This window comes from Taibaiella sp. KBW10 (assembly GCF_003852495.1).
In the GTDB taxonomy this organism is placed as follows: Bacteria; Bacteroidota; Bacteroidia; order Chitinophagales; family Chitinophagaceae; genus Edaphocola.
Genome location: NZ_QAJI01000002.1, coordinates 106,586 through 129,366 on the forward strand (window position 1 = coordinate 106,586; position 22,781 = coordinate 129,366).

Here is a 22,781-nt window from a genome sequence, read left to right on the forward strand (position 1 = left end):
GTCAAAATTGTGAGCTGATTCCATTTTGGAACTTCTTTAGTGTATGGATATTTCAGGACGAAACAAATTGCTTGACCGGCTATTTTCTCATCTTAGTTTCATACATATTGACCCATTCTTTTACGCTCATTTTTTTCATTAATTCCCCAATAAGCTTAAAGGGGATCTCATCCGGTTTTTTAAAACGGATGCAACTTTTCCCCATATCGAGCTTTTGCTTGCTGTGTTTGGGATATTCTGACTGAAACCATTCCAGCAATTCCGGATCAGCATAAATACCCATGTGGTAAAAATTAATGGAATTTTTTTGCGACGCAATACCTGCAAATGGAAGCGGCTCGCTGGGCTTGCAGTGATAGCCTGCAGGATACATGCTATGTGGTACAACATAACCCAATCCACCATAACTAATCGCTGCTTCAAAACCTTTGGGCAGGCTTTTTATAATGGTCTCATGTAGTTTATTGAAGGATGCAGACCGGTCTTCAGGAATATTGGCCAGGATTTCTGCTACTGTTTTTCCGGATGCTTTCATATATTATTGGCTTTAACGGTTTTCTTGTTTGATTGAATGGTCACCAGATCGCAGGCTTTTGTTTACAATTATGTTGCAACAATACTGCTTTAATTCTTATCTTAATCTCTTTTCCATAACCAAAATAAAATTACCATTTTTTACGAAGAAGATAAAAAGATCATCGCAAATGAACCGATTTAGACTATTTTTTTCAATCCTGTATTCCTGATCAATAATTACATCACTTTCCGAAATGTCATATTGATCCTGGCTTTCATGGTAAAGGAAGACTTCGCGATACGATGTTCCCATCTTTTCTGCAGATCGGCCTTCATTAATAATAAAGAACCATGCTCCAGCTTGATGCTGTATTTTTTGCGATGGTCTTCTTTACTACGAAAATCAAAATCCCGCTCCTGCCCGATACTAAAGGAGGCAATGTCTGTTTTTAGTCCTGGTATGGTGTCCTTATCGGCATGCCAAGCTACGGAATCATTGCCATCACGATAATAATTCAGTAATACTCCCTGGAAGTGAACACCGGTATGCTGTTCTATTCGTTGCTTCAGGTCATATAGCTCAGGCAGCCAGGACAAAGCTTCCCTTTTCCCTTCATCCCGTTTTCGTTGGTCGCCATACCAGGCAGATAGCCGTGGAGTGATCACTTCCTTTTCATACATGATCTCTTTATGCTGTTGCCAGGGCACCGTTTTCAGCAATAGTTTCAGCAAGCGATCTCCTTCTTCCCGGCTGATAAAGCCCGGTGTATAAGTTAATAGCTCTTCGGGCCAAACAAGCTGTTCTATATCATCAAATAATTTAGGTTGCATGATCATTGCTATTTAAAATTTCTGCCATCCGGGAAAATCTCTCCCTGTACGGCTTTCATACTTTTGTGATGAGTGGGCGATACAGGGTATAACAGTTTTGTGAGGTCCTGGCATCGACTTACCACTACATGTGTTACCTCGCCCTCTCTTTGCAGTTTTCCGCTTACCATTAGCAGCTTGGACTGTAAAATCACCTTCTTATATAGATCGAATGTTTTACTAAATACAACCAGATTTGCTATACCACTTTCATCTTCCAAGGTAATAAAACAAACGCCGGTAGCTGTTCCGGGGCGCTGGCGTACCAGTACCAGCCCGGCCACTTGTACGGGTGTTCCATCGGGCCAGTTATTGAGTTCAACTGTACTTAACACACAGCGTTTAAAAAGCTGTGGTCTTGCAAAACTTACGGGATGCGCTTTAAGCGATAGCGTTGTACTCTTATAATCATGTAGTACATGGTCTGTCAGGGTCATTTCAGGAAGCTCCGTTTGCCGATCTATCTCATCGATCATCAATTGCCCTTTATACAGGCCATCCGGCCTGTCCTGCAAAGCGGTTATTTCCCATAAGGCTCTACGCCGGTCATAACCCAGAGAGCGAAAGGCATCGGCATTCGCCAGGTATTCCAGTGCGGTTATAGATATACCGGCTTCGTATAAAACATGCAGATGTTGATAAGGCGCAGTGCGTCGATCGGTAAGCAATTGCATATCTTCTTCCTTCAAACCCTTTGCCTGCCGAAATCCGAGCCGGATTGCAAAATATTTTCCTTCCTGTTTTTCTAATTGATTATCCCATCGGGAATAATTAACATCGACGGGCAATACGGTTACTCCGTGTTTTTGGGCATCAATTACAATTTGAGCAGGTTGGTAAAAGCCCATTGGCATACTATTGAGCAATGCTGTAGCAAATATATCCGGGTAATAGCATTTGATCCAGGAGGAGATATACACCAATAAAGCGAAGCTGGCGGCATGGCTCTCCGGGAAACCATAACTACCGAAACCCTCTAACTGTTTAAATACCCGCTCTGCAAATGCCTGTTCATAGCCTTTGGCTTTCATACCTTCTACCAGCTTGGTACGCCAATTACTCACTTGCCCATGCGATTTAAAGGTGGCCATGCTCCTGCGTAAACCATCTGCTTCGGCAGGGGTGAAACCCGCGGCCACTATGGCGATTTCCATAGCCTGTTCCTGAAACAAGGGTACACCCAGCGTACGGCCTAGTATCTCTTCTAATTCCTTAGATGGAAAAGATACCGGTTCCTCTCCGTTACGCCTGCGCAGATAGGGATGCACCATATCTCCTTGTATTGGCCCCGGCCGCACAATAGCCACCTCTATAACCAGATCGTAAAAATTCTTTGGCCGTAGCCTGGGTAACATCGACATCTGCGCCCGGCTTTCAATCTGGAATACGCCGATGGTATCTGCATGCGAGATCATCTCATATACTGCAGGGTCGTCTTGCGGTACAGTAGCCAGGGTTAGATGAAGCCCGTAATGTTGTTTGGCCAGGTCGAAGGCCTTGCGGATGCAGGTAAGCATACCTAGTGCCAATACATCCACTTTTAAAAAACCTAAAGCTTCGATATCATCTTTGTTCCATTCTACATTTGTCCGGTTATCCATGCGCGCGTTCAGAACCGGACAAAGTTCCGAGAGTTTACCTTGTGTAATGACAAAGCCCCCGGTATGCTGTCCCAATTGCCGTGGAAAACCGATGTACTGCCTGGTCAGCTCAAGCACTTTTCGTAAATGCGGATCGTTAGGGTTGAATCCTTCCGTGGAGGCGGTTTCCCCTTCTTTCCATGCTTCGGTAAGTTCATATCCATACTTGGCTAATCGGTCAATACTATCGACCGACAAGCCCATTACTTTGGCCACATCACGTATGGCACCCTTCCAATGTACCTGTGTAACCGTAGCGACAATACCTGCCCGGTCGCGACCGTATTTGTTATAGATATATTGCATCACTTCCTCCCGGCGTTCGTGTTCAAAATCTACATCTATATCGGGCGGCTCATCCCGGGCATCTGACATAAACCTTGCAAAAAGCAATTTAAACTTAGCCGGATTTACAGAGGTAATGCCTAGGCAATAACAAACCACAGAATTAGCCGCTGAACCGCGGCCCTGGCAGAGTATATTCTGGCTTCGGGCAAAGCGCACAAAGTCGTATACCGTTAAAAAATAGGAAGGGTAGTTTTTCCGTTCGATAAAGTCCAGCTCAAATTGTATAGCCGCTCTTATTTTTTCTGGTATCTCTTCCCCAAATTTTTCTGTTGCTCCTTGCCAAGCCAGCATTGTCAATTCTTGCTGGGGCGTTCGCCCTTCGGTAGTCAATTCTTCAGGATACACATATTGCAGGCTATCTAAAGAGAACTGACAAGCCTCCACAATTTCCCGTGTGCGGGTGATCGCATCAGGATATTGCCGGAACAGGCGGTGCATTTCCCCATTAGGTTTTAGGTACCGCTCTGCATTTTGGTATAGCAGAAAACCTGCATTATAGATCGTTTTCTTTTCCCGCACACAGGTTAATATGTCCTGCAGCTCCCTTCTTTCTGTATGGTGATAATGTACATTATTGGTAGCGACCATGGGCATATTGAGCGCACCGGCTAATTGGGCTATACGATACAATCTTTTTTGATCAAAACCCTGGTAGTTACAGGTAGCGGCTATGTAAAGACTGTCACCCAAATGCAATTTATATTCCTCTGCCGCCTTGTAAAAATCAGCTTCAAAGTCAAATGTTTTATTGAGCCGATCAGGCGGCACCAATATAAATTTTATGTCCTCTTTATGATCATAAATATCTTGTTTGTACAATTCACATTTACCTTTCTCTGTACGTAAATTACCTAAGGTAAGCAGGGCAGACAGCCGTGCATATGCGGCTTTATTGGTAGGATACGCTAACAGGTCGGGGCCATTGGACAAAACCAGGCGGCAGGCAGGAATAATCCTAATGCTACATTTCCGCGCAGCAGCATGTGCTCTTACAATACCGGCCAAAGTATTGTGATCCGTAATAGCGATCGTCTTATAACCCAAAGCAGCGGCCTGTTCCACCAGTTCTTCGGGATGCGAACCGCCCCGCAAAAAAGTAAAATTGCTGGTCACCTCCAGTTCTGTATATAATATGTGTTCCATCCTTTATGCAAAAAATCCATGAATAAACCAATCCGGTGCATGTGCACTGTCGTAATGTCCTGAACGAAATAGCCAATAACGTTTTCCTGTAGTATCCTCTACACAATAATAATCTCTTTGCAGCCCTTTATCGATCCACCACTCCCGCTCTATGCGTTCGGGCCCATCTGCCTTTTTAATATTGTGCACGACCCCATTGTAGATAAACAACATGGGCGGATAATCCGGTATCGGCACCGAAACCTTTATCGGTTCTGGACGAGGTAGTACATATACCGGTCTGCTTAAGCCTTTCGGCCAGGGTATTGCAGGCCGCTCTGATAAGGTAGCAGCAGGCATATAAGAGCGTTCCGGCCAATGGTGCTCGGCAGGCAGGTAGCGTTGTATGGCATTTGGGCCTAAACGACCGCCGATCCGATCCAATAGTTGGGTTATCGCCCGGTTCTGCTCCATACCGGCATCCATCCACAGGCTTTCCTGCTGTACATCCAGCGGATCTGTGACCGGAGCATCCAATACAAAAAGTTCAATGCCTAAGCCGGGTGCAATGTTGGCGATCTTGTTTTCAAATAAACGGAAGAGATGCGCAGTATCTCTTGCCGCCCTATGGGTACCGATCTCTATTTGCTGTACTTTATTATCGATACGATAGCATGTAAGTACCGCTTTGCGCAAACCTTTTTTTTCCTTTACAAGACGACTACACAGCGATGCCAGCAATTGTTGTAAGCCAATCGTTATGGCTTTTGCGGTACACACCGGTTCTAGGCAATAAAGCCGTTCCTGAAAAACAGGTGCAGGGCAAACAGGTTTTATCGGTTCCGATAGCATACCCAATGCTTGGTCAATCCGGGTCAGCAACTCCTGCCCGAAACGTTTTTTCAATCCCTGTCGTGGTATAGCGAGCAGGCCGCCAATAGTTGTCAAACCTAACTGGTACAAGCGATCACTAATATTTACAGGTAACCGTAAGGCAGATACCGGTAAACATATCAGAGCATCTTTTTGCTTATCTTTTTCTATTATCGTTCCATTTTGCTCATAGCGGCTTAATGCCCAGGCAGCGCCAACAGTATCTGCGATGGCTGCATGAACATGGTATCCTCCTTTTGATAATCTTTTAATGATCTCTTTCAAATAAGATGACTCTCCACCCCAAAGATGTGTACAACCGCTAATGTCAAGTATCAATCCATCAGGAAGATCCGTAGCGGCTATCGGGGTAAACCGAAGGCACCATTCCGCTAAAATAGTTAAGAGCCTTTCCGGCAATTTAGGATCATGATCTATCGTTATAAGATCGGGATAAATGGCACGGGCATCGGCCAGGATCATACCGGGCTTAATCCCGCTGAGTACAGCTTGTGCACTTGCGGACTGGATAACCAGACGCCCCCGCTCAGGCAAGCTGGTTACAAATGACTGCTTCCTGAGTGCTGGTTTGCGCCTGGCCAACCGATCAGGAACGAGGTAGGGAAACCATATTGCTAAATACCGACTCATGCCTGTGCCACTTTAGTATAAGTATAAGCTTCTTCCCTTGTTATCGTTTCGGGTACAGGCTCCGTTATCCGGAACTGATCAGCAGTCCAGTCTACAATCCAGCTTCCGGGCCTGCCATTACGCACTTTTAAAAGGTTTACTTGCCAACGTGGGAAACCAAGACCCGGAACAGCGGTCGCTTCACTGCACAGTGATTGCACCTGCCAGCGGGCTACACAAGCCGTATGCCCCATAGTCCTAGGATTGTGCCGGTGCAAAAAGCCGGTTACCCTACTCTGCTCCACCGCCAATTGCAGTCGGCGCGAAGCCGTAAGATCCAGTTCTTGTACATCGGCGATTACGGCCGTAAGACTGCTACATTTTAACGCCTGCTCTGTTGTCCAAAGCAGGTCTTTATCTTTATCAGGATTAATGAAAATAACCTGGTCGGGCTGCAGCCCAAAGCTGAGCAGCGCCGGCGCGAAAATCCGGTGCTGCCGGCTCACCCATACACAGGGGCCTTTTTGCACGGCAATATGACTGAGCAGGGCTGCTATAAACCCTGTGGTCGCAGCGGCACGCTCCGTGTCCGGACTAATAAATTCATGGATGCATCCCGTGGGGAAGGTCTGATCAGGGAAAGCCATTTCCAGTGCCTGTAGTCCCAAATGCAATCGGGGTTCGTAAGTTGGGCGTTGTAATCCCTCAGCTGCAAGAATCTCTTTCCGCAATCGATCCATCACCTCTTTTTTTGCTGCTTCTTGTATCATGTTATTGATTATTAAGTATCTTTGTCATTAATAATGACATATTAGATGTTATCAATAATAACAATAAAATGGAAGTTTTAAAAATTTTTTTCTATAGCAATCTTCGTTTTTTAAGGGAACGCAAGCGGTTTAGCCAGGAAGATTTTGCCGCATTAATGGGTATCAAACGTACCAAATTACATGCTTTAGAATCGGGACAAACGAAAAATCCTACTGCAGAAGATTTGCTGAAATTTTCTGACCATTTTAAGATTAGTATCGATGCTTTAATGCGGATGGACCTGACGCTGCTTAACGAATCGGAAATCAGAACGCTCCAGGCGGCGAATAAAACATACCTGACCGGAAGCCAGTTAAGGGTGCTGGCCATTACCGTAGATAAGCATAATAAAGAAAATGCTGAATATGTACCCATAAAAGCCAAAGCCGGATACCGGTCCGGGTATAATAACCCGGAGTTTATCGCCAGTCTCCCTAAATTAAGTTTACCCAATCTCCCTAAACATGGTACTTACCGGATGTTTCCCACTACCGGGGATTCTATGTTACCCATACCGGAAGGTAGCGATGTGATTGCCCAATATGTGCAGGATTGGAACAGCCTGAAACCGGAAACACCTAGTATTGTCATATTAAAAGGAGAGCAAGACTTTGTGTTTAAATTAGTTACCGTACAAGAGGATGGCACACTACTCCTCAAATCGCTTAATAAAGCTTATGAACCTTATACTGTAGATAGCCATGAGGTGCTGGAAGTATGGAAATACCTCAAACACCAAACAGGCACTATCCCTGAACCGGAGACCGATATGCAAGAGATCAAAGCGATGCTGCAAGATTTAAAAAATGAACTTAAAATAAAGAACCGGAATGGATAATGATAGATGCCGTACAACGTAAGATTATTCATATTGACATGGATGCCTTCTATGCCTCTGTGGAGCAAAGGGACTTTCCGGAATATAAAGGAAAGCCGCTCATTGTAGGTGGTACTCCTGAAGGACGCGGCGGTGTAGTCGCTACCGCCAGCTATGAAGCCCGGAAGTATGGCATTCGTTCTGCTATGCCTTCCAAAACCGCGCAGCGACTCTGCCCGGATGCCATTTTTGTATTTCCAAGGTTTGATGCCTACAAAACCGCATCTAATCATATTCGTGAAATCTTTAGCCGATACACAGATATTATAGAACCCCTTTCTCTAGACGAAGCCTACCTGGATGTAACTAAAGACAAGCAGGACATCGGCTCTGCTATTGAGATTGCAACACAGATAAAAAATGCAATCAGGGATGAATTATCACTTACAGCATCGGCGGGTGTTTCGATCAATAAGTTTGTCGCTAAGATTGCTTCTGATATGAATAAACCAGATGGCTTAACTTTTATCGGTCCTTCCAGGATTGAGGTCTTTATGGAAGAGCTGCCGGTCGAGCGCTTCTTTGGCGTGGGTAAAGTAACTGCGGCTAAGATGAAATCGATGGGTTTACACAGGGGCATAGATCTTAAACGATTGTCAGAGCATGACCTGATAAAACACTTTGGAAAGCCCGGCAAATTCTATTACCAAATTGTTAGAGGTATTGATAACCGTGCCGTACACCCACATCGCGAAACAAAATCCGTGAGTGTAGAAGATACGTACCAGCATGATATTATCACAAAAGATGCGATGCTGCCGGAGCTGGAAATTTTATCGGAACGTTTAGCCAAAAGATTGCAGCGTTCAGGATTAAAAGGCAGAACCGTAACAGTGAAATTCAAGTTTCATGATTTTACTTTAATGACCCGCAGTCTTTCTGTAGCGGATGTAATGAATGATCGGGAGGGGATGATCAGCGCAGTGAATGCCATATTGGAAATGGCTCCTATAGAGGAGAAGCGAGTGCGCCTTTTAGGAGTGGGCATATCAAATTTTGATACAAGGCCTTCCGACAACAGGCAATTGAAGCTTTTTTAACCCTTAGTTGTTTTCGTAACGCATAACACTCTTATTAAGTAGTCCCGAATGAAGCTGATAGAATTATGAATAAGGTAGCCGCTGTTTTATTATTTACATGTAAGACTTTACCTATTTCCTTTATATTTATAATTACGGTTTCTATTACAATTGATAGTAAGTTGGCAGTAATGTTATGACGAACCCACGAAAATAAAATAGTGAGCCATTTTCAGACTCACTATTGACAAATTTAGACACTTGCAATAAATGGCGACTTTCTAACAAATGTGTCGGTGGACAATTGTTTAATTAGAAAATTCGCTAAATCAGTTGCACTTATTTTATCGCCAGGACAATCTTCTAAACTGACTATTATTTCACCGCTTTCGTCAGTTTGCTCAATTAAAGGAAGCCTTACCAAAGTCCAATCAACTTCACTGTTTGACAAAATATCGAATTCAGATTGTTTATTTGCTGTTGAAATTGGGAAATTTTTTCTCATCCAATCAGTTCCGAACAATGTTTTAGGACTTTTATTATCTAAAGGCGTATCAACATTTAACCCGGTAGTTACTATATACCGATGAACTTTGTGTTCATTCATTGCTTGTATAATATTGGTAGTTGCTTGACTAAAAATTGTTGGTTCACTCGCAGGAATACCCAAACCTAACGTACTAATTACCGCTTGACAACCATCTATTAAGGTGCTGATAGCATTGGCATTTGTTACATCACCTTTTACAATCTCGACAAGTGAATTATTTATTTGAAAATTATCAGGATTTCTAAGAAGCATTTTGAACTGAAAACCTTGTTTTATTAATTGTTTGACAAGATATTTCCCTGACTTACCTGTACCGCCAATCACAGCGATTTTGAATTTATTATTCATTTTTGTTCTTTATAAAATTTGAAAATAGAATTACTGTTCGTAAATTTCCAAAGGAAAAATACGAACTAACAAAAGCCATTAGACTTTTATTAAAATGAAAATCAATATTTTATAAAGAGATTTTAATACTACAAATGTAAAGAAAAAAGTAGGACATAAACAAGCGGACTCCGAAGAAAACACTACTGCTAACAAGGGTTTTGCGTCAGTCGGGCTGATTGCAAAGTTCAAGGTTCGTTATTCGATTGAACTTTTGTACAAAATTGAAGATTCGTGCTTAGATTGCCCCACCATCGCAAAGCCCCGAAACGATATACGCATACGCTTGTCTCTAACAGCTTGAAAAAACAAAAAAAATTAGCACATGAAAAACATGCTCCTGTTGCTTTTATGTTTGATCGTACTTAATCCTCAGGCAACGCCTCAAAACCATAAGCAAGCAAGACCTGCGGAAACCGTTCGGGCCTTTGTAAAATGGTACGGCACACATTGGGAAAAGTGTTCCTCTCTGGAAACGAATACCATCAATATGGGTGTTTTAGCGCTCAAAGAAAAGGAAGAAAATCCGCCCTATTCTATCAATTTCAAAGGAGTGGAAGCATATATCGGCGCACTGTCCGAAACCGGTTTCTTTTCCGAAAAATATTTCGAGACGCTCCGAAACTGGTTTAAAGATGCAGATCATAATTTTAAAGAAAATCCCCAAAACGACGGGCCACCGGAAGGCTTTCAATACGATCGTTTCTTTTTAACGCAAGAGGATTTCTTGAAGGATATAAAAAATATTGACAAAATTGCAATCAACGAAAAGCTGCTTGACCACAACACTGCCGATGTGCGTATGCATTTCCCTTATTGTAATATTACATACCATTACCTCCTTTCCAACAAAAATGGCAAATGGTATATAAACGCGATTCAAAACATCCCCTTTAATTGCAGGCTTCCCAAAAAATAGTGCTCAGATAAGCCGGATGTTTACTTATTGGATGCCATTTTCTTTTTCTGTTGCCGCGATAAAGGCCAAATCTACCGGGCTAATGTCTACTACCGCATAAATAGGTACTGAATTGATCGTCATTTCATCCAATATATTGATCAGGTCATCAGTACTGGAATTTGCTGCCGGCTTAACTATTATCGTCAATTTATCTGTTGCATCAAGGTTATCACTACCTCGAGCAATTAAATCCTGTACCATTTTCTTCTTTGCAATGATTGCATCCCTGATACCATCCAGCTCTTTAAAACCGGATACCTGTAACACTGGCGGACGTACAGGATCAGAGCCGATACCATAGTAATAATAGATACGATGATCTTTACTTAGAAGAATGGTCATTGCTGTACTTTCTTTGACAAGACTAATCGTCTTAGGCCCCATATGATCCTCTTTATACGGCATCTGAAGCTCCATCGCATTAGGTTTAGTCATGGTTGTGGTAAACATAAAGAAGGTGATCAACAAGAATCCTAAGTCCACCATTGGGGTGAGGTCTACCCGGGGAGTAGCTTTGCCCGCTTTTATTTGCATTTCAGCCATAGCTCTGTTTTTTGAGGGGACAGTAATAACGGGTATTCCTTTCCCATAGTTAATTAATATTTGAATATCGTAAATGTGCTTCATCTAAGTGCGGACAACCTAAAGTCAACATTCCTGATTGGGATTTTCTGTATCCTTCAAATAATAGACGTACATAAAAAAGCTTTTCACAATTTTTTTTAGGAAATATTATTTATGGCTTAACATGCAAAAAGAGGACATCACCCGCTCACTGCTGAGCCGATTATGCTGACTAAGCTTAAGTCCTATCTGATCGCATATTCCTAAGACACCGAAGTATGATACATAAGGGATATTTCCGATTGATAGCGATTCAAAATTGCCGTTTCTTGAAAAATATACTTGGACGAAAAATTTACTGAAAACCGGAGCAGTATCTTTTAAAATAGTGACACAGCGCACCTTATGCGTATACATACCTGTGATGATAAATAATAAACAGTATCTTGCGGCTATCGTTTAGGCTTATAGGCGCAAAAGCGATCGTAGCAAATACTATTTTTGTATATATCTACGTTATTATGGTATAAGATTTTCTAATTTAGATATATTAATGCAATGTTCAAACCTGATGTTGTTTTCTTAATCTACACAAACAACATTCTGCATGGCAATATTGGCTTTTTTTATCATTCATTGGTATACCTCTTTATTTTTCCAATCCGTTTTTCATCATCGTTACGCTGCCCATAATACGTTTACGATGACAAAGACCTGGGAACGGCTCTTTTACATAGGCTGTTTCATTACTCAGGGTTCTTCCTACATCAGTGCTTACACGTACGGACTGATGCATAGGTTACACCACGCCCATACCGACAAGCCCGAAGATCCACACTCTCCACATAATGAGCCTAATCCGTTTGCAATGATGTGGCTGACCAGGAATAGCTATTTTAATATTTATATTGGCAAAAAAGTAGTAGAGGAAAAATATAAGAAGAACTTACCCGATTGGAAAGCCTTCGACAAAATCGCACATAGTGGCTTCGCCCGGTTATTCTGGATCGGAATCTATGTATTCATTTACGCATTACTTGTCACCGCCTGGTGGCAGTGGATTTTATTGCCGGTAACCATTACAATGGGCTCTTTCCAGGGAGTGATTGTGAACTGGTGGGCACATAAATTCGGGTATGAGAACTTCGCGATGGCCAATACTTCTAAAAACATCCTTCCTATTGATCTGGTATTTTGGGGTGAGGCTTATCACAATAACCACCACAAGCATCCTACCAAACCAAACAATGCATCAAAATGGTTTGAATGGGATATGGGGTTTCAAGCGATGAGATTATTACATCTGTGCAGAATCATTAAGATCAGATAGGCTCATTTTTCAATAAGCTTTGATTAGGTATCGAAATAATACAGAAAGGGTTGTAAGCTTTAACTTACAACCCTTTCTATTTCTATTATGTTGATTGGTTTTCGTACCCGGCACAGAACCTTCATAACACTACCCGCTCATGGGCATTAATGGCAGATTAATACAACAGCATTCAAAAGTGGAACGAACGTATAAAATACACATCCCTTATGCGGAGTCCTTTGGGCTTACTCGTCTTTATCAGCAAGCTGGTCTCCCATATTTTTCAAAAGGATTAATCTTTGCCGGGCTACTTGGAAAGCCCACTGAACTTGTGTAATAGCATGTTCCCGTCCAAGTCCGTAATTCGGTCCATTTACATGATACACTTGATCCAGGAAGGTCATTTCACTGGCAAAATATAATTTCCAATTGTCCTGGCTTCTTTTGAATAGCTCCTTATCTCTCGGGTTTTTCAGTTTTTTGTAGATCTTCTTGTAGCTTACCGTAATAAGCGTGTCCAGTTTTAGGAGTGCCAAATGGTACGTGTTCCGGTCTCCAATGGTCGTCCCATGTTCATGCTCCGGGTTATCTTGTATTGCTTTTAAAAATGTGTCTATGGCCAAAGCAAAGGTAGTGTCGCCATAGACATCTGAAGCGGTGGCATTATAGCTATAAAAATAGTTTTCAAAAAATGGGATAACCGGTTTTGCCCCTGGGGCTACACTCCCCCTTGAACGTAACTTAACCGTTTCAAGCGCTTTTTGTCCATTCGACGCCGAAAAAGAAAATAATAGGATAATCAGTACAATGTATTTCATAATAATATGGCAGCATTTATTTATAAACACAACATACTAAAAACGATTTTAATAATCCCAAAATAGCTTATTTATTTTCCCCATATAGCTATAAATAAACAATTTAAACAATAAATAATTTTACATATCATTTATTATAACCCTTTTTTGGACAATGATTATTATAAGAATTGTCCAATGGAATTTAGTACTGTATCCGTTGATTTCCGTAGGGTTAAGGCAATCAATTTTCGGGCTTTGCTTTACCTGTACGGCTCACATCTCCTCAATTAGAAAGTCATCCCCGATAAAATATAATTTTTTGCTACTTTTACGCCATGCACGAACAAGCTAACAATCCTTTACATGGAGTAAGATTAGATACAATTATCGAATATCTTCTGGATTATTATGGAGGCTGGGAAGGACTAGGCAGCCGCATACGCATAAATTGCTTTAATGAAAATCCTAGTATTAAGTCTTCCCTTACCTTTTTAAGAAAAACACCCTGGGCACGCGAAAAAGTCGAGGCCCTGTACCTGAAAATAAAAAGGAAGCAACAGTAATACTCCTCGTAAAGACCCGGATTGCTCAAGGCATACTGAGCGATCCGAAGTATATGATTTTGTCTGTTGACCGCAAGAAAATATAAGCCTGAATATTCATAAAATAAGCAAAATGTCCAACGAAGACAAAGCCATTAAGGCCACCTATTTTAGTATCATTGGAAATACCGGCTTATCTATATTAAAATGGCTGGCTGGCTTTTTTGGCAATTCATATGCTTTGATTGCCGATGCCATAGAATCTACGGTAGATATCCTTTCTTCTTTCCTGGTACTCCTCGGGCTCAAATATGCCAAGAGACCGGCAGATGAGAATCACCCTTATGGCCACGGACGGGTAGAACCGCTGATCACCTTTATTGTTGTCGGTTTTTTGATTATTTCTGCCACCATAATCGCTTACGAAAGTGTTCAGAATATTGGCACACCTCACGAACTCCCCAAACCCTGGACTTTGTTTGTGTTAGCCGGAATCATTATCTGGAAAGAACTTTCGTTCCGGATTGTGATGAAAAAAAGTAAGGAAACGGGAAGTTCCTCTTTAAAAGCCGATGCTTGGCACCACCGGAGCGATGCCATTACTTCGGTAGCCGCATTTATCGGCATCTCTATTGCCTTGATTTTGGGGAAAGGATATGAAAGTGCAGATGATTTTGCGGCGCTCTTTGCCTCGGCCTTTATCCTATATAATTGTTATCACATATTCAGACCGGCATTGGGCGAAATTATGGATGAGAATGTATATGGTGACTTAATTGAGGAAATCAAACAAAAATCGTTAACCGTGGCCGGTATTATCGGCACAGAGAAGTGCTTTATCCGGAAATCCGGCACAAAATACCATGTAGATTTACACGCTATTGTGGACAGTACTATTTCTGTAAAAGAAGGCCATATGCTGGCTCATCAGCTTAAAGATTCCTTGCAACAACAAATGCCGCAACTGGGACATATTTTAATCCATATAGAACCCAGTCAGGATTAAGAAGGGTTCGTAGAACGGATATTGTTCCCCGTTTTTTATAGGAATAATTTATCTCAAAAAATATCACTTATTTATCGGGCAGCACGCAACATAGTGCTGCCCGATTTTATATGCAAGGATGCGGAATAAAACGAAGCATCATATATTCCATTATTTTACAAACAGGGGAAATTTTAGTGAATAAGTTGCCTGTAATGTTTTATTTTCGGGTTACAGCACAAAAGGCATTCCCTTTCGCCAGGGATAAAAAGCGATGCTGTATCCTTTTTGACTAATAAGCATACCGATTGTTCACTACATACCCAATAAAAATTGAGATACGCATTTTACAAACAGCTTGATATGATGGATTGTGGGGCTACTTGCTTGAGAATAGTAGCGAAACAATATGGCAAAGAATATAGTATTGTAAAACTGAGAAGGATCTGCGAGACCACCAAACAAGGCGTAAGTATGCAGTCTATTACCAATGCGGCAAAACAAATAGGATTTAGCACCTTAGGCGTAAAGGTCAGTCTGCAGGAGCTGAAACAAGCACCATTGCCCTGTATCCTTCATTGGGAGAATAGTCATTTCGTAGTACTCCACAAAATCGCTACGAAACAATCGGGGCATAAAACTACTTATACGATCGCCAATCCGGCATCGGAGGGTCTCATGAATATAGATGAAGACACGTTTAAGGAGCTTTGGCAAGGCGAGTATAGCGATAAAGGCGTTGCTATATTATTAGAAAAAGAAGAAAATTTTGATGCGATACATCAGGAGGCCGACACATCGGACACGCAAAACAGAAAAGTGAACTGGCACATGCTATGGGCATACCTGATGCAGCACAAAGGATATTTTATCCAGGTCATATTCGGCCTGTTGGTCGCCAGCCTTTTTCAACTACTGATCCCTTTTCTGACCGAAGCGATCGTAGACAAAGGGGTACATCTTAAAGATGTCAACTTCGTATATCTTATTTTGATCGCGCAGCTGATGCTGCTCTTAGCCCGTACACTAATCGACTTTTCCAGACAAGCTTTATTATTGTATATCAGTACTGCTGTTAACCTTTCCCTGTTAACCGATTTCTGGAAAAAACTTATGCACCTGCCCATTGCCTATTTCGATACCAAACAGACCGGCGATATCATACAACGTATAGGCGATCAGCACCGGATAGAGCGTTTTTTAACGGGAGGCAGTGTAAACATCTTATTTTCTATTATTAACCTGATTGTGTACTCTGTTGTGATGCTGCTGTACAGTATCCCCGTATTCATCATATTTGCCATTGGCAGCATTTTATATCTTTTATGGGTATCGCTCTTCCTGAAAAAGAGAAGGCAATTGAACTATATGCAGTTTGCAGTTGCAGCTAAGGAAAACAGTGCTACACTGGAATTGGTGCATGGCATGCAAGAGATCAAAATGCATAATGCAGAAAAGCATTTCCGGACCAGCTGGGAAGAGTTGCAGCGGTCCCTATTTACAATCAGTTTCAAGAACCTTTCCCTTAGTCAGGTACAACAGGTAGGCGCTTTATTTATCAATGAAGGAAAAAATCTACTGGTAACAGGCCTCGTAGCGGCCGCAGTTATCAAAGGGGAACTCACCTTAGGCGCGATGCTGGCCATACAATATATTTTGGGCGCACTAAACAATCCGATACAGCAATTCACCGGCTTTATACAAGAATTTCAGGATGCCAAAATATCTCTTGAAAGGCTTAACGAAATACATGAAGAAAAAGCAGAGCCTTTGCTAACCGACCGTACTGATGTCGCTCATCCAAAACAACATTTAAGTATCTCTGTACATAACCTGGCATTCGGCTACCTCTCCGGCGAAGAAAACCGCGTGCTGAACAATATTGATCTGGAGATTCCTGCCGGAAAAGTAACGGCAATCGTTGGCATGAGCGGTAGCGGTAAAACAACCCTATTGAAGATTTTGCAGCAGTTTTATGATCACAGCTACACAGGATCGATAACGGTACGGGAAGAGACAGCAATGCAAACTACATCTGGCCCGGAGGCCACGGAACTAAGATCTATTGTTCCTGCTTACTGGCGGCAGCAAGTAGGTAGCGTAATGCAGGATGGACATATCTTTAACCTCCCGATAAGGGATAATATTGCGCTGGGTATGGATAAGGTTGATATGCAGCAACTGGAGTATGCGGTACATATTGCTAACCTGAAATCGTTTATAGACAACCTGCCGCTTGGTTATGACACAAAGATTGGTATGGAGGGTAACGGAATCAGTCAGGGACAAAAGCAAAGAATACTTATTGCCAGGGCTGTATATAAAAATCCGGAAATACTTCTTTTTGACGAAGCCACAAATGCACTTGATGCAAACAATGAAAAAGTGATACTGGAAAATTTAGAAAGCTTTTTTAAAGGCAAAACCGTAGTGGTGGTGGCGCACCGCCTGAGTACCGTAAAGAATGCAGATAAAATCGTCGTACTCGAAAAAGGCCGTATTGTAGAAGAAGGCAATCATGAAGTGCTTACGGCACTTAAAGGTAAATATTATCAGTTGGTCAAAAACCAACTTGAATTGGGGACTTAATAATACGATTAAAAATGAAACCTAATTTTTTAGCCCGGTATGGACTACTGATTGCCCTGGCCTTTTTGCTGCTGGTATGCAGCCTGGCCTTTTGTATACCTTATCCAATGTCGATAAAGGGTAAGGCGATAGAAAGCCAATCTCACCCAAATCAGAATACCTATACTTTGATCGTACGGATACCAGGGCGTACAGATACACATCTTTTGCAAAAGGAGGCCTTAGGGCTTACCCTACCGGGGCAGAAAGCCCCCACCTATCCCGTAGAACAAGTGATTGTGCACAATGTAATCTCTTCCAAAGATTCCGGCGAATTTATGACCGTCGAGTTAAGGATAAATACAAACAATAATAAGCCTCCTTTAGCTTTGGCCGACGGAATAAATACACCAATAGTGTTATTAAGCGACCTTAGTTTAGCAGAACATTTTTTCAAAAAACTGACCGAAAAAACAAAGCAATAAGAGGCTATCAGGTGCAGTGGTGGCGCTTTATTATGGCCGCTTAAAGTATCCGGCGTGATAAGCCTTATCTTCTTCAGAAACCCGGCCGGCAAGAATATCTTGCACTAGGGTTTCGGGTATCATAACCATATCTATTCTATCTATATATTGTATCAGGTAAAAACTATTTACCTTACGGATCTTATCGGCCTCAATAACATGTCCGGGTTCATTTTGGATTACTTCATCTATCAAATCCCTCAGTTCATAGTTTGCATACAAGAGTCTTGTTTTTTCGTCAAGTACCGGATGGTAAATCGCCACATTTTGCTCCGTACTTTCAAACACATCAAAACGAATGCTGTTGTAGGTCATTTCAAAATTAAGCACATCATGCAAATGGGGTAAATGATCCAATTTGCCTTCTTTAACTTTCTGCAATAAGAAACTCGCGAAGAGCAATACCTCATCTCTAAATTGAAAATTGGTTTTTATATAATCATCCCAAAATGCACGTGTATGTTGCTTAATCTCTTTACTCAACATTTTGCAACTGTAGGGCATCAGGTCAAATAAAGGTGTAAACCGGTTGATCTGATACAACATACAATTGGTCACCATCCCCCTTTGGTTTAGAATGTCAAGAAGCCGCTCCTGTTCAATATCAGTAAGCGCATACCTTTCATTCATTAATTCGGGTGTTTTCTTTATGGCCCTGCACAAGGCAGGATCTGCAACCAAATCAGCAAAGGCCTGCTGAAAATCTACTAAAGGCATACTATCTCTTTATATTTTGAACAAATGCTTCTCGCCATTTCCAACTGCTCATAAATACCTTCATTGCCCATCGTTTCAAAGTAGGATTCATGGAACTCAAACGTCACACCTCTGAGATTGGGACATTTAGGTACGACATAGTCCAGCAGTTCCCATACCTCATCATTGCACCTACCCGAATGGGAATCCAAATACATTTCTCCGACCACATTACCCCCGGCAATATGCATCTCTTCTACTGTACTTAAATCAATGCTGTCCACAAAGGCCTTACGGTCAAATTTAAAATTGGTGGCATTGGCATGCACATTATGCAGATCCAGCAAGATGCCACAACCGCTTTTTTCCGTTAGCTTTTTAAGAAAAGCGCCCTCTGCATATTGCTCCTTCTTAATCTCGACAAAATAAACATTGTTTTCCATCAGAAAAGGCGTCTGGATCGTTTGTTTGATTTGTTTGATTTTGCTGGAGAGCATATCGATTACCTCATCATCAAAAGGTAGCGGGAGCGACAAACAGGTACTGTATTCGGTCACTTCATCATCATGTACTTTAGAATACGACAAATGATCGCTATTCCATGCAAAATTATACGTCTCCTGCAGCTTCATTACATTCTCCAGATATTCATTGTCGAAATAACCCGCCGTACCCAGGGAGAAACCCACATGATGGGCTACCAAGGGCCATTGTTCTCCCAGTTTGTGGATCTTTGAGGCATACCCGGGAGACATGGTAAACCGGTCCTTTTGACCAACCCCATTATCGGTAAACCAGATATCCGGTATGATTTCTATGTAGTTTATGGAGTCGGGGTATAGGTTAAAATAGGTCTCTAATGAGGGATTATACAAAATCCCAACACCCAAAAATTGATTCATACTGTGTGCTGCATTACAGGTTAGAAATTAAAATAGACACAACAAAAGCCATAAGCCTGCTGTGTCTATCTTATAAAGAAGTTTGCGTTAGATTACCTCTGTAAAGGTATCTACATAATCGGTAATTTTGCCTCCTGTGAAACCCGATCTGCAGGCTGGGCAAGTCGGAGCAGGAAACCCTGATCTGCAAGCCGGACAAGTTGGATCTACCGGTGGTTTTTGTCCATCGGTACCATCTCCACCAATAATTGATTTTGTTTCAATGCTCGTTAATTCTGAAGACTTGAAAGCGTCCATTTTTTTTTGACTTTCCATGGCAGATATTTTTTTAATTTACTCCTACTCTTTAAGCTTTTCGGATTCCGCTATATTTATTCCGAAGATAGTGTTTTTTATAAAAAATAAAAAAAATAATACGCATTTATGTGTAGATACTCTTTTGAGAATTAATAACCCATCTCGGCTCATAAGCACAATAAAAGTCGAAAAATAAAAATTATTTGCAAATTGTTGTCATGTATATTATATTTGCGACAACAATAAATTTAAAATAATGAAACAATTGACATTTGCATCACTACAAGTGAAAGATCTGGAGGCCTCAAAAGACTTCTATGAAAAAAAATTGGGATTTGAAATTAGCGACACTAATCCTCAAGCCTGCGTTTTTAAGTACGAGCAAGGACAAGCAAGTTTTGCTATTCGTACACCTCTTGAACCTATCGAGGGAAGAGAGCTGGGTATTGGCGTGGCTATTTGGTTTGCCGTTAATGAAAAAGTAAATGAACTAAGTGAAAAATTCATTGCTAATGGCGTTACGACAGTAGGCCCGATTATAGAAACCCCTTTTGGCAGAGCGTTCCATGTAAAAGACTTAGACGGATATAAACTTACTTTTTTGGAGACAAATTAAAGTACCTTTTTATAAAAGAACGCCTGAATACAGGTAAACGGAAGCCGGCTAACAAACTGTTCAGGTACAATAAGCAAACACAAATCTCATCCCAAATACTTTGACATAATTATGCCTAAAGAAATTGAATATCATTTTAAAAGTCCAAACGATAGCCCTGGTTATTTGCTAGGACAATTGACTATGTTATGGCAGCGTAAACAAAAAAAAGTATTAGACCCTTTGGATCTGACACAAACACAGTTTGTATTACTGGCCGCCTTAGGGTGGCTTTCAAAGAAAAATACATCTGTAACCCAAACGGACATTGCCAATCAAAGTAATGCGGACAGAATGATGGTGTCAAAAGTGTTGCGAACATTAGCAGATAAAGGCTTCATTACACGACAAGAACACGAAATCGACACCAGAGCAAAAACAATTAGACTCACGGCCCATGGCGAAGCCGTTTTACAAAAAGCCCTCATCGAAGTCGAAAATGTTGATTTAGATTTTTTTGCTCCATTGAACGACAAACTTTCTTCCTTCAATAAAAATATGGTACACCTTATTGACAAGAATAGTGATTAAAGCACTGCCATTAATACAAAGCGAGGCAGAACTGCCCAAATCAGGAAAAAGTACAAAATGCCTTTTCTGTTTTGAATAGCAAAAGCATTAGAAATTAATTTGCAATTAACATAGCTGGTATAAAATAACCGATACAAAAAGCCCCACTCAAAAGAGCGGGGCTTTACTGTTTCTTGTAGGGAAGACAGGGTTCGAACCTGCGACCCCCTGGTCCCAAACCAGGTGCGCTACCGGACTGCGCTACTTCCCTATCAATATTATTCCGAGTGCAAAGTAAGGTATTTAATCCATTGAACCCAATACCTTATTTTTTGTAGCGGAGACGGGAGTTGAACCCGTGACCTCAGGGTTATGAATCCTGCGCTCTAACCATCTGAGCTACCCCGCCAATTGGGATGCAAAAGTAATAAGTTTTTTTATTTTACCAAAAAAACAATGAAATAATTTTACGATAGCATGCTCACCGCTTTCTGCAAGCCGGATATTAAGGCATCAATCTCCCCTTTTGTATTGTAAAAAGACAAGGAAGCGCGGATTGTTCCCGGTATCCCGAATTTATCCATAATGGGTTGACAACAATGATGACCCGTACGCACTGCAATACCTTGCTTATCCAAAAGCTCCCCTACATCAAAAGGATGCAGGTCGCCGATTAAAAAGGAAATCGTAGCGGATTTTTCCGGAGCCTCCCCGATAAAACGCAGACCGGGTATCGCAGCCAGTTGTGTTTGAGCATAAACCAATAGCTCATGCTCATAAGCCGCAATCGCCGTTAATCCTATATCCTGAACATAGTTCAAAGCGGCATGCAGACCAATGGCACCGGCAATATTGGGCGTACCGGCTTCAAAGCGGAACGGAAGATCGGTATAAGTCGTACCGGAAAATTGCACGGACTTAATCATAGAACCACCACCCTGGTAAGGAGGCATTTCCTGCAACCATTTTTCTTTACCATATAACACACCGATACCGGTTGGTCCGTATATTTTATGGCCGGAAAACACAAGAAAATCAATATCCAATGCCTGTACATCGATCGGTAAATGTTGTATGGCTTGTGCAGCATCTACCAGCACAGGAACATCATGTTGGTGCGCTTTCGCAACAATATCAGCAATAGGATTTACGGTACCCAAGGTATTACTCACCCAGGTCACCGCAAGCATTTTGGTTTTATCCGTAATTAGGGTATCCAAATCGGCCAGGTCTAAAACCCCTTTTTCATTCATGCGCCATACCTTCAAGGTCGCTCCCCTGTCTTCACAAGCCATTTGCCAGGGTACAATATTGGAATGATGTTCCATTTCTGAAACAATAATTTCATCGCCCGGACGGACATACTTTTTGGCAAAGGAATAAGCGACCAGATTGATGCTGTCTGTAGTGCCTTTGGTAAAAATTATTTCATATTCATGTGCGGCATGAATAAAAGCCTGCACTCCCCTGCGGGCAGCTTCTTCAGCATCGGTTGCTTTTTGGCTTAAGAAGTGCACCCCGCGGTGTACATTACTGTTATAAGTGGCATAATACTGCGTCAGGGCATCAATCACAGCCTGAGGCTTTTGTGTCGTGGCACCATTATCTAAATAGACCAAAGGTTTCCCATAAACTTTTTCGGTTAATATGGGGAAATCCTGTCTTACTTTTTCTATATTGAATTGTTGCATTGCTTTCTAAAAATACGGAACAAAGGTAGGTATTATGTAAAGGATAAAAACAAGTTTTGCGTTATAGCAATGGTAAATGTGGGCTCCTGCCGTATAAAAAGAAGATGGAGACCGCTTAGCGTGCCTCCATCT

The 22,781-nt window shown here is 41.7% G+C and carries 22 protein-coding genes and 2 tRNA genes; 10 read left to right on the top strand and 14 right to left on the bottom strand.

Going from position 1 to position 22,781, the window contains the following annotated elements; all coding sequences use genetic code 11:
- Positions 1-79: 79 nt before the first annotated feature.
- The 5 genes from DBR32_RS03870 to DBR32_RS03890 all read right to left on the bottom strand — a co-directional run bounded on the left by DBR32_RS03870 (position 80) and on the right by DBR32_RS03890 (position 6,769).
- Positions 80-535: a DUF1801 domain-containing protein gene (locus DBR32_RS03870; protein ID WP_124634990.1), complete on the bottom strand. Its 456-nt coding sequence runs from the start codon at positions 533-535 to the stop codon at positions 80-82.
- A gap of 218 nt (positions 536-753) precedes the next feature.
- The gene (locus DBR32_RS03875; protein WP_124634991.1) at positions 754-1,347 is read right to left on the bottom strand and encodes an alpha-ketoglutarate-dependent dioxygenase AlkB; all 594 of its coding nucleotides are present in this window, start codon (positions 1,345-1,347) and stop codon (positions 754-756) included.
- Between the two features lie 8 nt (positions 1,348-1,355).
- Positions 1,356-4,517 carry an error-prone DNA polymerase gene (locus DBR32_RS03880; protein ID WP_233559652.1) on the bottom strand — a complete coding sequence of 1,054 codons (3,162 nt, stop codon included), beginning with the start codon at positions 4,515-4,517 and terminating at the stop codon, positions 1,356-1,358.
- A 3-nt stretch (positions 4,518-4,520) separates the two neighbouring features.
- Positions 4,521-6,020, bottom strand: coding sequence for a DNA polymerase Y family protein (locus DBR32_RS03885; protein ID WP_124634992.1), 1,500 nt, complete (start codon positions 6,018-6,020; stop codon positions 4,521-4,523).
- A complete protein-coding gene (locus DBR32_RS03890; protein ID WP_124634993.1) occupies positions 6,017-6,769 on the bottom strand; it encodes an ImuA family protein in 753 nt (250 codons plus the stop codon). Before DBR32_RS03890 ends, DBR32_RS03885 begins: the two co-directional genes overlap by 4 nt.
- A gap of 68 nt (positions 6,770-6,837) precedes the next feature.
- Between DBR32_RS03890 and DBR32_RS03895 the strand changes: the two genes are divergently transcribed.
- Entirely contained in the window at positions 6,838-7,647 is an 810-nt protein-coding gene (locus tag DBR32_RS03895; RefSeq protein WP_124634994.1) for a LexA family transcriptional regulator, read from the top strand.
- The gene (gene dinB / locus DBR32_RS03900; RefSeq protein ID WP_124634995.1) at positions 7,647-8,726 is read left to right on the top strand and encodes a DNA polymerase IV; all 1,080 of its coding nucleotides are present in this window, start codon (positions 7,647-7,649) and stop codon (positions 8,724-8,726) included. The genes DBR32_RS03895 and dinB overlap by 1 nt, the downstream gene beginning before the upstream one ends.
- 232 nt (positions 8,727-8,958) lie before the next feature.
- On the opposite strand, the gene DBR32_RS03905 is transcribed toward dinB, so the two are convergent.
- Positions 8,959-9,603: an NAD(P)-dependent oxidoreductase gene (locus DBR32_RS03905; protein WP_124634996.1), complete on the bottom strand. Its 645-nt coding sequence runs from the start codon at positions 9,601-9,603 to the stop codon at positions 8,959-8,961.
- 364 nt (positions 9,604-9,967) lie between these two features.
- Between DBR32_RS03905 and DBR32_RS03910 the strand changes: the two genes are divergently transcribed.
- Entirely contained in the window at positions 9,968-10,561 is a 594-nt protein-coding gene (locus DBR32_RS03910; RefSeq protein WP_124634997.1) for a hypothetical protein, read from the top strand.
- 24 nt (positions 10,562-10,585) lie between these two features.
- On the opposite strand, the gene DBR32_RS03915 is transcribed toward DBR32_RS03910, so the two are convergent.
- Positions 10,586-11,146, bottom strand: a complete 561-nt coding sequence (locus DBR32_RS03915) for a biopolymer transporter ExbD (protein ID WP_124634998.1) — start codon at positions 11,144-11,146, stop codon at positions 10,586-10,588.
- Between the two features lie 628 nt (positions 11,147-11,774).
- On the opposite strand from DBR32_RS03915, the gene DBR32_RS03920 reads away from it, so the two are divergent.
- A complete protein-coding gene (locus tag DBR32_RS03920; protein ID WP_124634999.1) occupies positions 11,775-12,497 on the top strand; it encodes a fatty acid desaturase in 723 nt (240 codons plus the stop codon).
- Positions 12,498-12,724: 227 nt separating this feature from the next.
- Here DBR32_RS03920 and DBR32_RS03925 read toward each other — a convergent pair whose 3' ends face one another.
- A complete protein-coding gene (locus tag DBR32_RS03925) occupies positions 12,725-13,297 on the bottom strand; it encodes a hypothetical protein (protein WP_124635000.1) in 573 nt (190 codons plus the stop codon).
- A gap of 317 nt (positions 13,298-13,614) precedes the next feature.
- On the opposite strand from DBR32_RS03925, the gene DBR32_RS03930 reads away from it, so the two are divergent.
- From DBR32_RS03930 to DBR32_RS03945, 4 genes are all read left to right on the top strand, one after another.
- Positions 13,615-13,842 carry a VF530 family DNA-binding protein gene (locus DBR32_RS03930; RefSeq protein ID WP_124635001.1) on the top strand — a complete coding sequence of 76 codons (228 nt, stop codon included), beginning with the start codon at positions 13,615-13,617 and terminating at the stop codon, positions 13,840-13,842.
- A 112-nt stretch (positions 13,843-13,954) separates the two neighbouring features.
- On the top strand, positions 13,955-14,827 hold the full coding sequence (locus tag DBR32_RS03935) for a cation diffusion facilitator family transporter (protein ID WP_124635002.1): 873 nt from the start codon (positions 13,955-13,957) through the stop codon (positions 14,825-14,827).
- A 312-nt stretch (positions 14,828-15,139) separates the two neighbouring features.
- Positions 15,140-17,395: a peptidase domain-containing ABC transporter gene (locus DBR32_RS03940; RefSeq protein WP_124635003.1), complete on the top strand. Its 2,256-nt coding sequence runs from the start codon at positions 15,140-15,142 to the stop codon at positions 17,393-17,395.
- A gap of 14 nt (positions 17,396-17,409) precedes the next feature.
- Positions 17,410-17,859, top strand: coding sequence for a hypothetical protein (locus tag DBR32_RS03945; protein WP_124635004.1), 450 nt, complete (start codon positions 17,410-17,412; stop codon positions 17,857-17,859).
- Between the two features lie 30 nt (positions 17,860-17,889).
- Here the strand turns inward: DBR32_RS03945 and DBR32_RS03950 are convergent, their stop codons facing one another.
- The 3 genes from DBR32_RS03950 to DBR32_RS03960 form a co-directional block, all read right to left on the bottom strand.
- A complete protein-coding gene (locus DBR32_RS03950; protein WP_124635005.1) occupies positions 17,890-18,615 on the bottom strand; it encodes a hypothetical protein in 726 nt (241 codons plus the stop codon).
- Positions 18,606-19,496, bottom strand: a complete 891-nt coding sequence (locus tag DBR32_RS03955) for a DUF692 family multinuclear iron-containing protein (protein ID WP_124635006.1) — start codon at positions 19,494-19,496, stop codon at positions 18,606-18,608. The genes DBR32_RS03950 and DBR32_RS03955 overlap by 10 nt, the downstream gene beginning before the upstream one ends.
- Positions 19,497-19,583: 87 nt before the next feature.
- Positions 19,584-19,811, bottom strand: a complete 228-nt coding sequence (locus DBR32_RS03960) for a hypothetical protein (RefSeq protein WP_124635007.1) — start codon at positions 19,809-19,811, stop codon at positions 19,584-19,586.
- Between the two features lie 238 nt (positions 19,812-20,049).
- Here DBR32_RS03960 and DBR32_RS03965 point away from each other — a divergent pair, with 238 nt between their 5' ends.
- Positions 20,050-20,409, top strand: a complete 360-nt coding sequence (locus DBR32_RS03965; RefSeq protein ID WP_124635008.1) for a VOC family protein — start codon at positions 20,050-20,052, stop codon at positions 20,407-20,409.
- A gap of 111 nt (positions 20,410-20,520) precedes the next feature.
- The gene (locus DBR32_RS03970; RefSeq protein ID WP_124635009.1) at positions 20,521-20,979 is read left to right on the top strand and encodes a MarR family winged helix-turn-helix transcriptional regulator; all 459 of its coding nucleotides are present in this window, start codon (positions 20,521-20,523) and stop codon (positions 20,977-20,979) included.
- 176 nt (positions 20,980-21,155) lie between these two features.
- Here DBR32_RS03970 and DBR32_RS03975 read toward each other — a convergent pair.
- The 3 genes from DBR32_RS03975 to DBR32_RS03985 form a co-directional block, all read right to left on the bottom strand.
- Positions 21,156-21,229, bottom strand: a tRNA-Pro gene (locus tag DBR32_RS03975).
- A gap of 64 nt (positions 21,230-21,293) precedes the next feature.
- Positions 21,294-21,367 (bottom strand) — tRNA-Met (locus tag DBR32_RS03980).
- A gap of 58 nt (positions 21,368-21,425) precedes the next feature.
- Positions 21,426-22,649 (bottom strand): aminotransferase class V-fold PLP-dependent enzyme, encoded by a 1,224-nt coding sequence (locus tag DBR32_RS03985; RefSeq protein ID WP_124635010.1) that lies wholly within the window; start codon positions 22,647-22,649, stop codon positions 21,426-21,428.
- Between the last annotated feature and the right edge of the window lie 132 nt (positions 22,650-22,781).

Bases quoted from the DNA above. Each gene is read 5' to 3' on its own strand.
- DBR32_RS03915 (WP_124634998.1), bottom strand. From the start codon at position 11,146: ATGGCTGAAATGCAAATAAAAGCGGGCAAAGCTACTCCCCGGGTAGAC.
- DBR32_RS03875 (WP_124634991.1), bottom strand. From the start codon at position 1,347: ATGCAACCTAAATTATTTGATGATATAGAACAGCTTGTTTGGCCCGAA.
- dinB (WP_124634995.1), top strand. From the start codon at position 7,647: ATGATAGATGCCGTACAACGTAAGATTATTCATATTGACATGGATGCC.
- DBR32_RS03945 (WP_124635004.1), top strand. From the start codon at position 17,410: ATGAAACCTAATTTTTTAGCCCGGTATGGACTACTGATTGCCCTGGCC.
- DBR32_RS03885 (WP_124634992.1), bottom strand. From the start codon at position 6,020: ATGAGTCGGTATTTAGCAATATGGTTTCCCTACCTCGTTCCTGATCGG.
- DBR32_RS03935 (WP_124635002.1), top strand. From the start codon at position 13,955: ATGTCCAACGAAGACAAAGCCATTAAGGCCACCTATTTTAGTATCATT.
- DBR32_RS03965 (WP_124635008.1), top strand. From the start codon at position 20,050: ATGAAACAATTGACATTTGCATCACTACAAGTGAAAGATCTGGAGGCC.
- DBR32_RS03890 (WP_124634993.1), bottom strand. From the start codon at position 6,769: ATGATACAAGAAGCAGCAAAAAAAGAGGTGATGGATCGATTGCGGAAA.
- DBR32_RS03880 (WP_233559652.1), bottom strand. From the start codon at position 4,517: ATGGAACACATATTATATACAGAACTGGAGGTGACCAGCAATTTTACT.
- DBR32_RS03930 (WP_124635001.1), top strand. From the start codon at position 13,615: ATGCACGAACAAGCTAACAATCCTTTACATGGAGTAAGATTAGATACA.
- DBR32_RS03905 (WP_124634996.1), bottom strand. From the start codon at position 9,603: ATGAATAATAAATTCAAAATCGCTGTGATTGGCGGTACAGGTAAGTCA.
- DBR32_RS03870 (WP_124634990.1), bottom strand. From the start codon at position 535: ATGAAAGCATCCGGAAAAACAGTAGCAGAAATCCTGGCCAATATTCCT.
- DBR32_RS03920 (WP_124634999.1), top strand. From the start codon at position 11,775: ATGGCAATATTGGCTTTTTTTATCATTCATTGGTATACCTCTTTATTT.
- DBR32_RS03895 (WP_124634994.1), top strand. From the start codon at position 6,838: ATGGAAGTTTTAAAAATTTTTTTCTATAGCAATCTTCGTTTTTTAAGG.
- DBR32_RS03955 (WP_124635006.1), bottom strand. From the start codon at position 19,496: ATGAATCAATTTTTGGGTGTTGGGATTTTGTATAATCCCTCATTAGAG.
- DBR32_RS03910 (WP_124634997.1), top strand. From the start codon at position 9,968: ATGAAAAACATGCTCCTGTTGCTTTTATGTTTGATCGTACTTAATCCT.
- DBR32_RS03925 (WP_124635000.1), bottom strand. From the start codon at position 13,297: ATGAAATACATTGTACTGATTATCCTATTATTTTCTTTTTCGGCGTCG.
- DBR32_RS03950 (WP_124635005.1), bottom strand. From the start codon at position 18,615: ATGCCTTTAGTAGATTTTCAGCAGGCCTTTGCTGATTTGGTTGCAGAT.
- DBR32_RS03960 (WP_124635007.1), bottom strand. From the start codon at position 19,811: ATGGAAAGTCAAAAAAAAATGGACGCTTTCAAGTCTTCAGAATTAACG.
- DBR32_RS03985 (WP_124635010.1), bottom strand. From the start codon at position 22,649: ATGCAACAATTCAATATAGAAAAAGTAAGACAGGATTTCCCCATATTA.
- DBR32_RS03970 (WP_124635009.1), top strand. From the start codon at position 20,521: ATGCCTAAAGAAATTGAATATCATTTTAAAAGTCCAAACGATAGCCCT.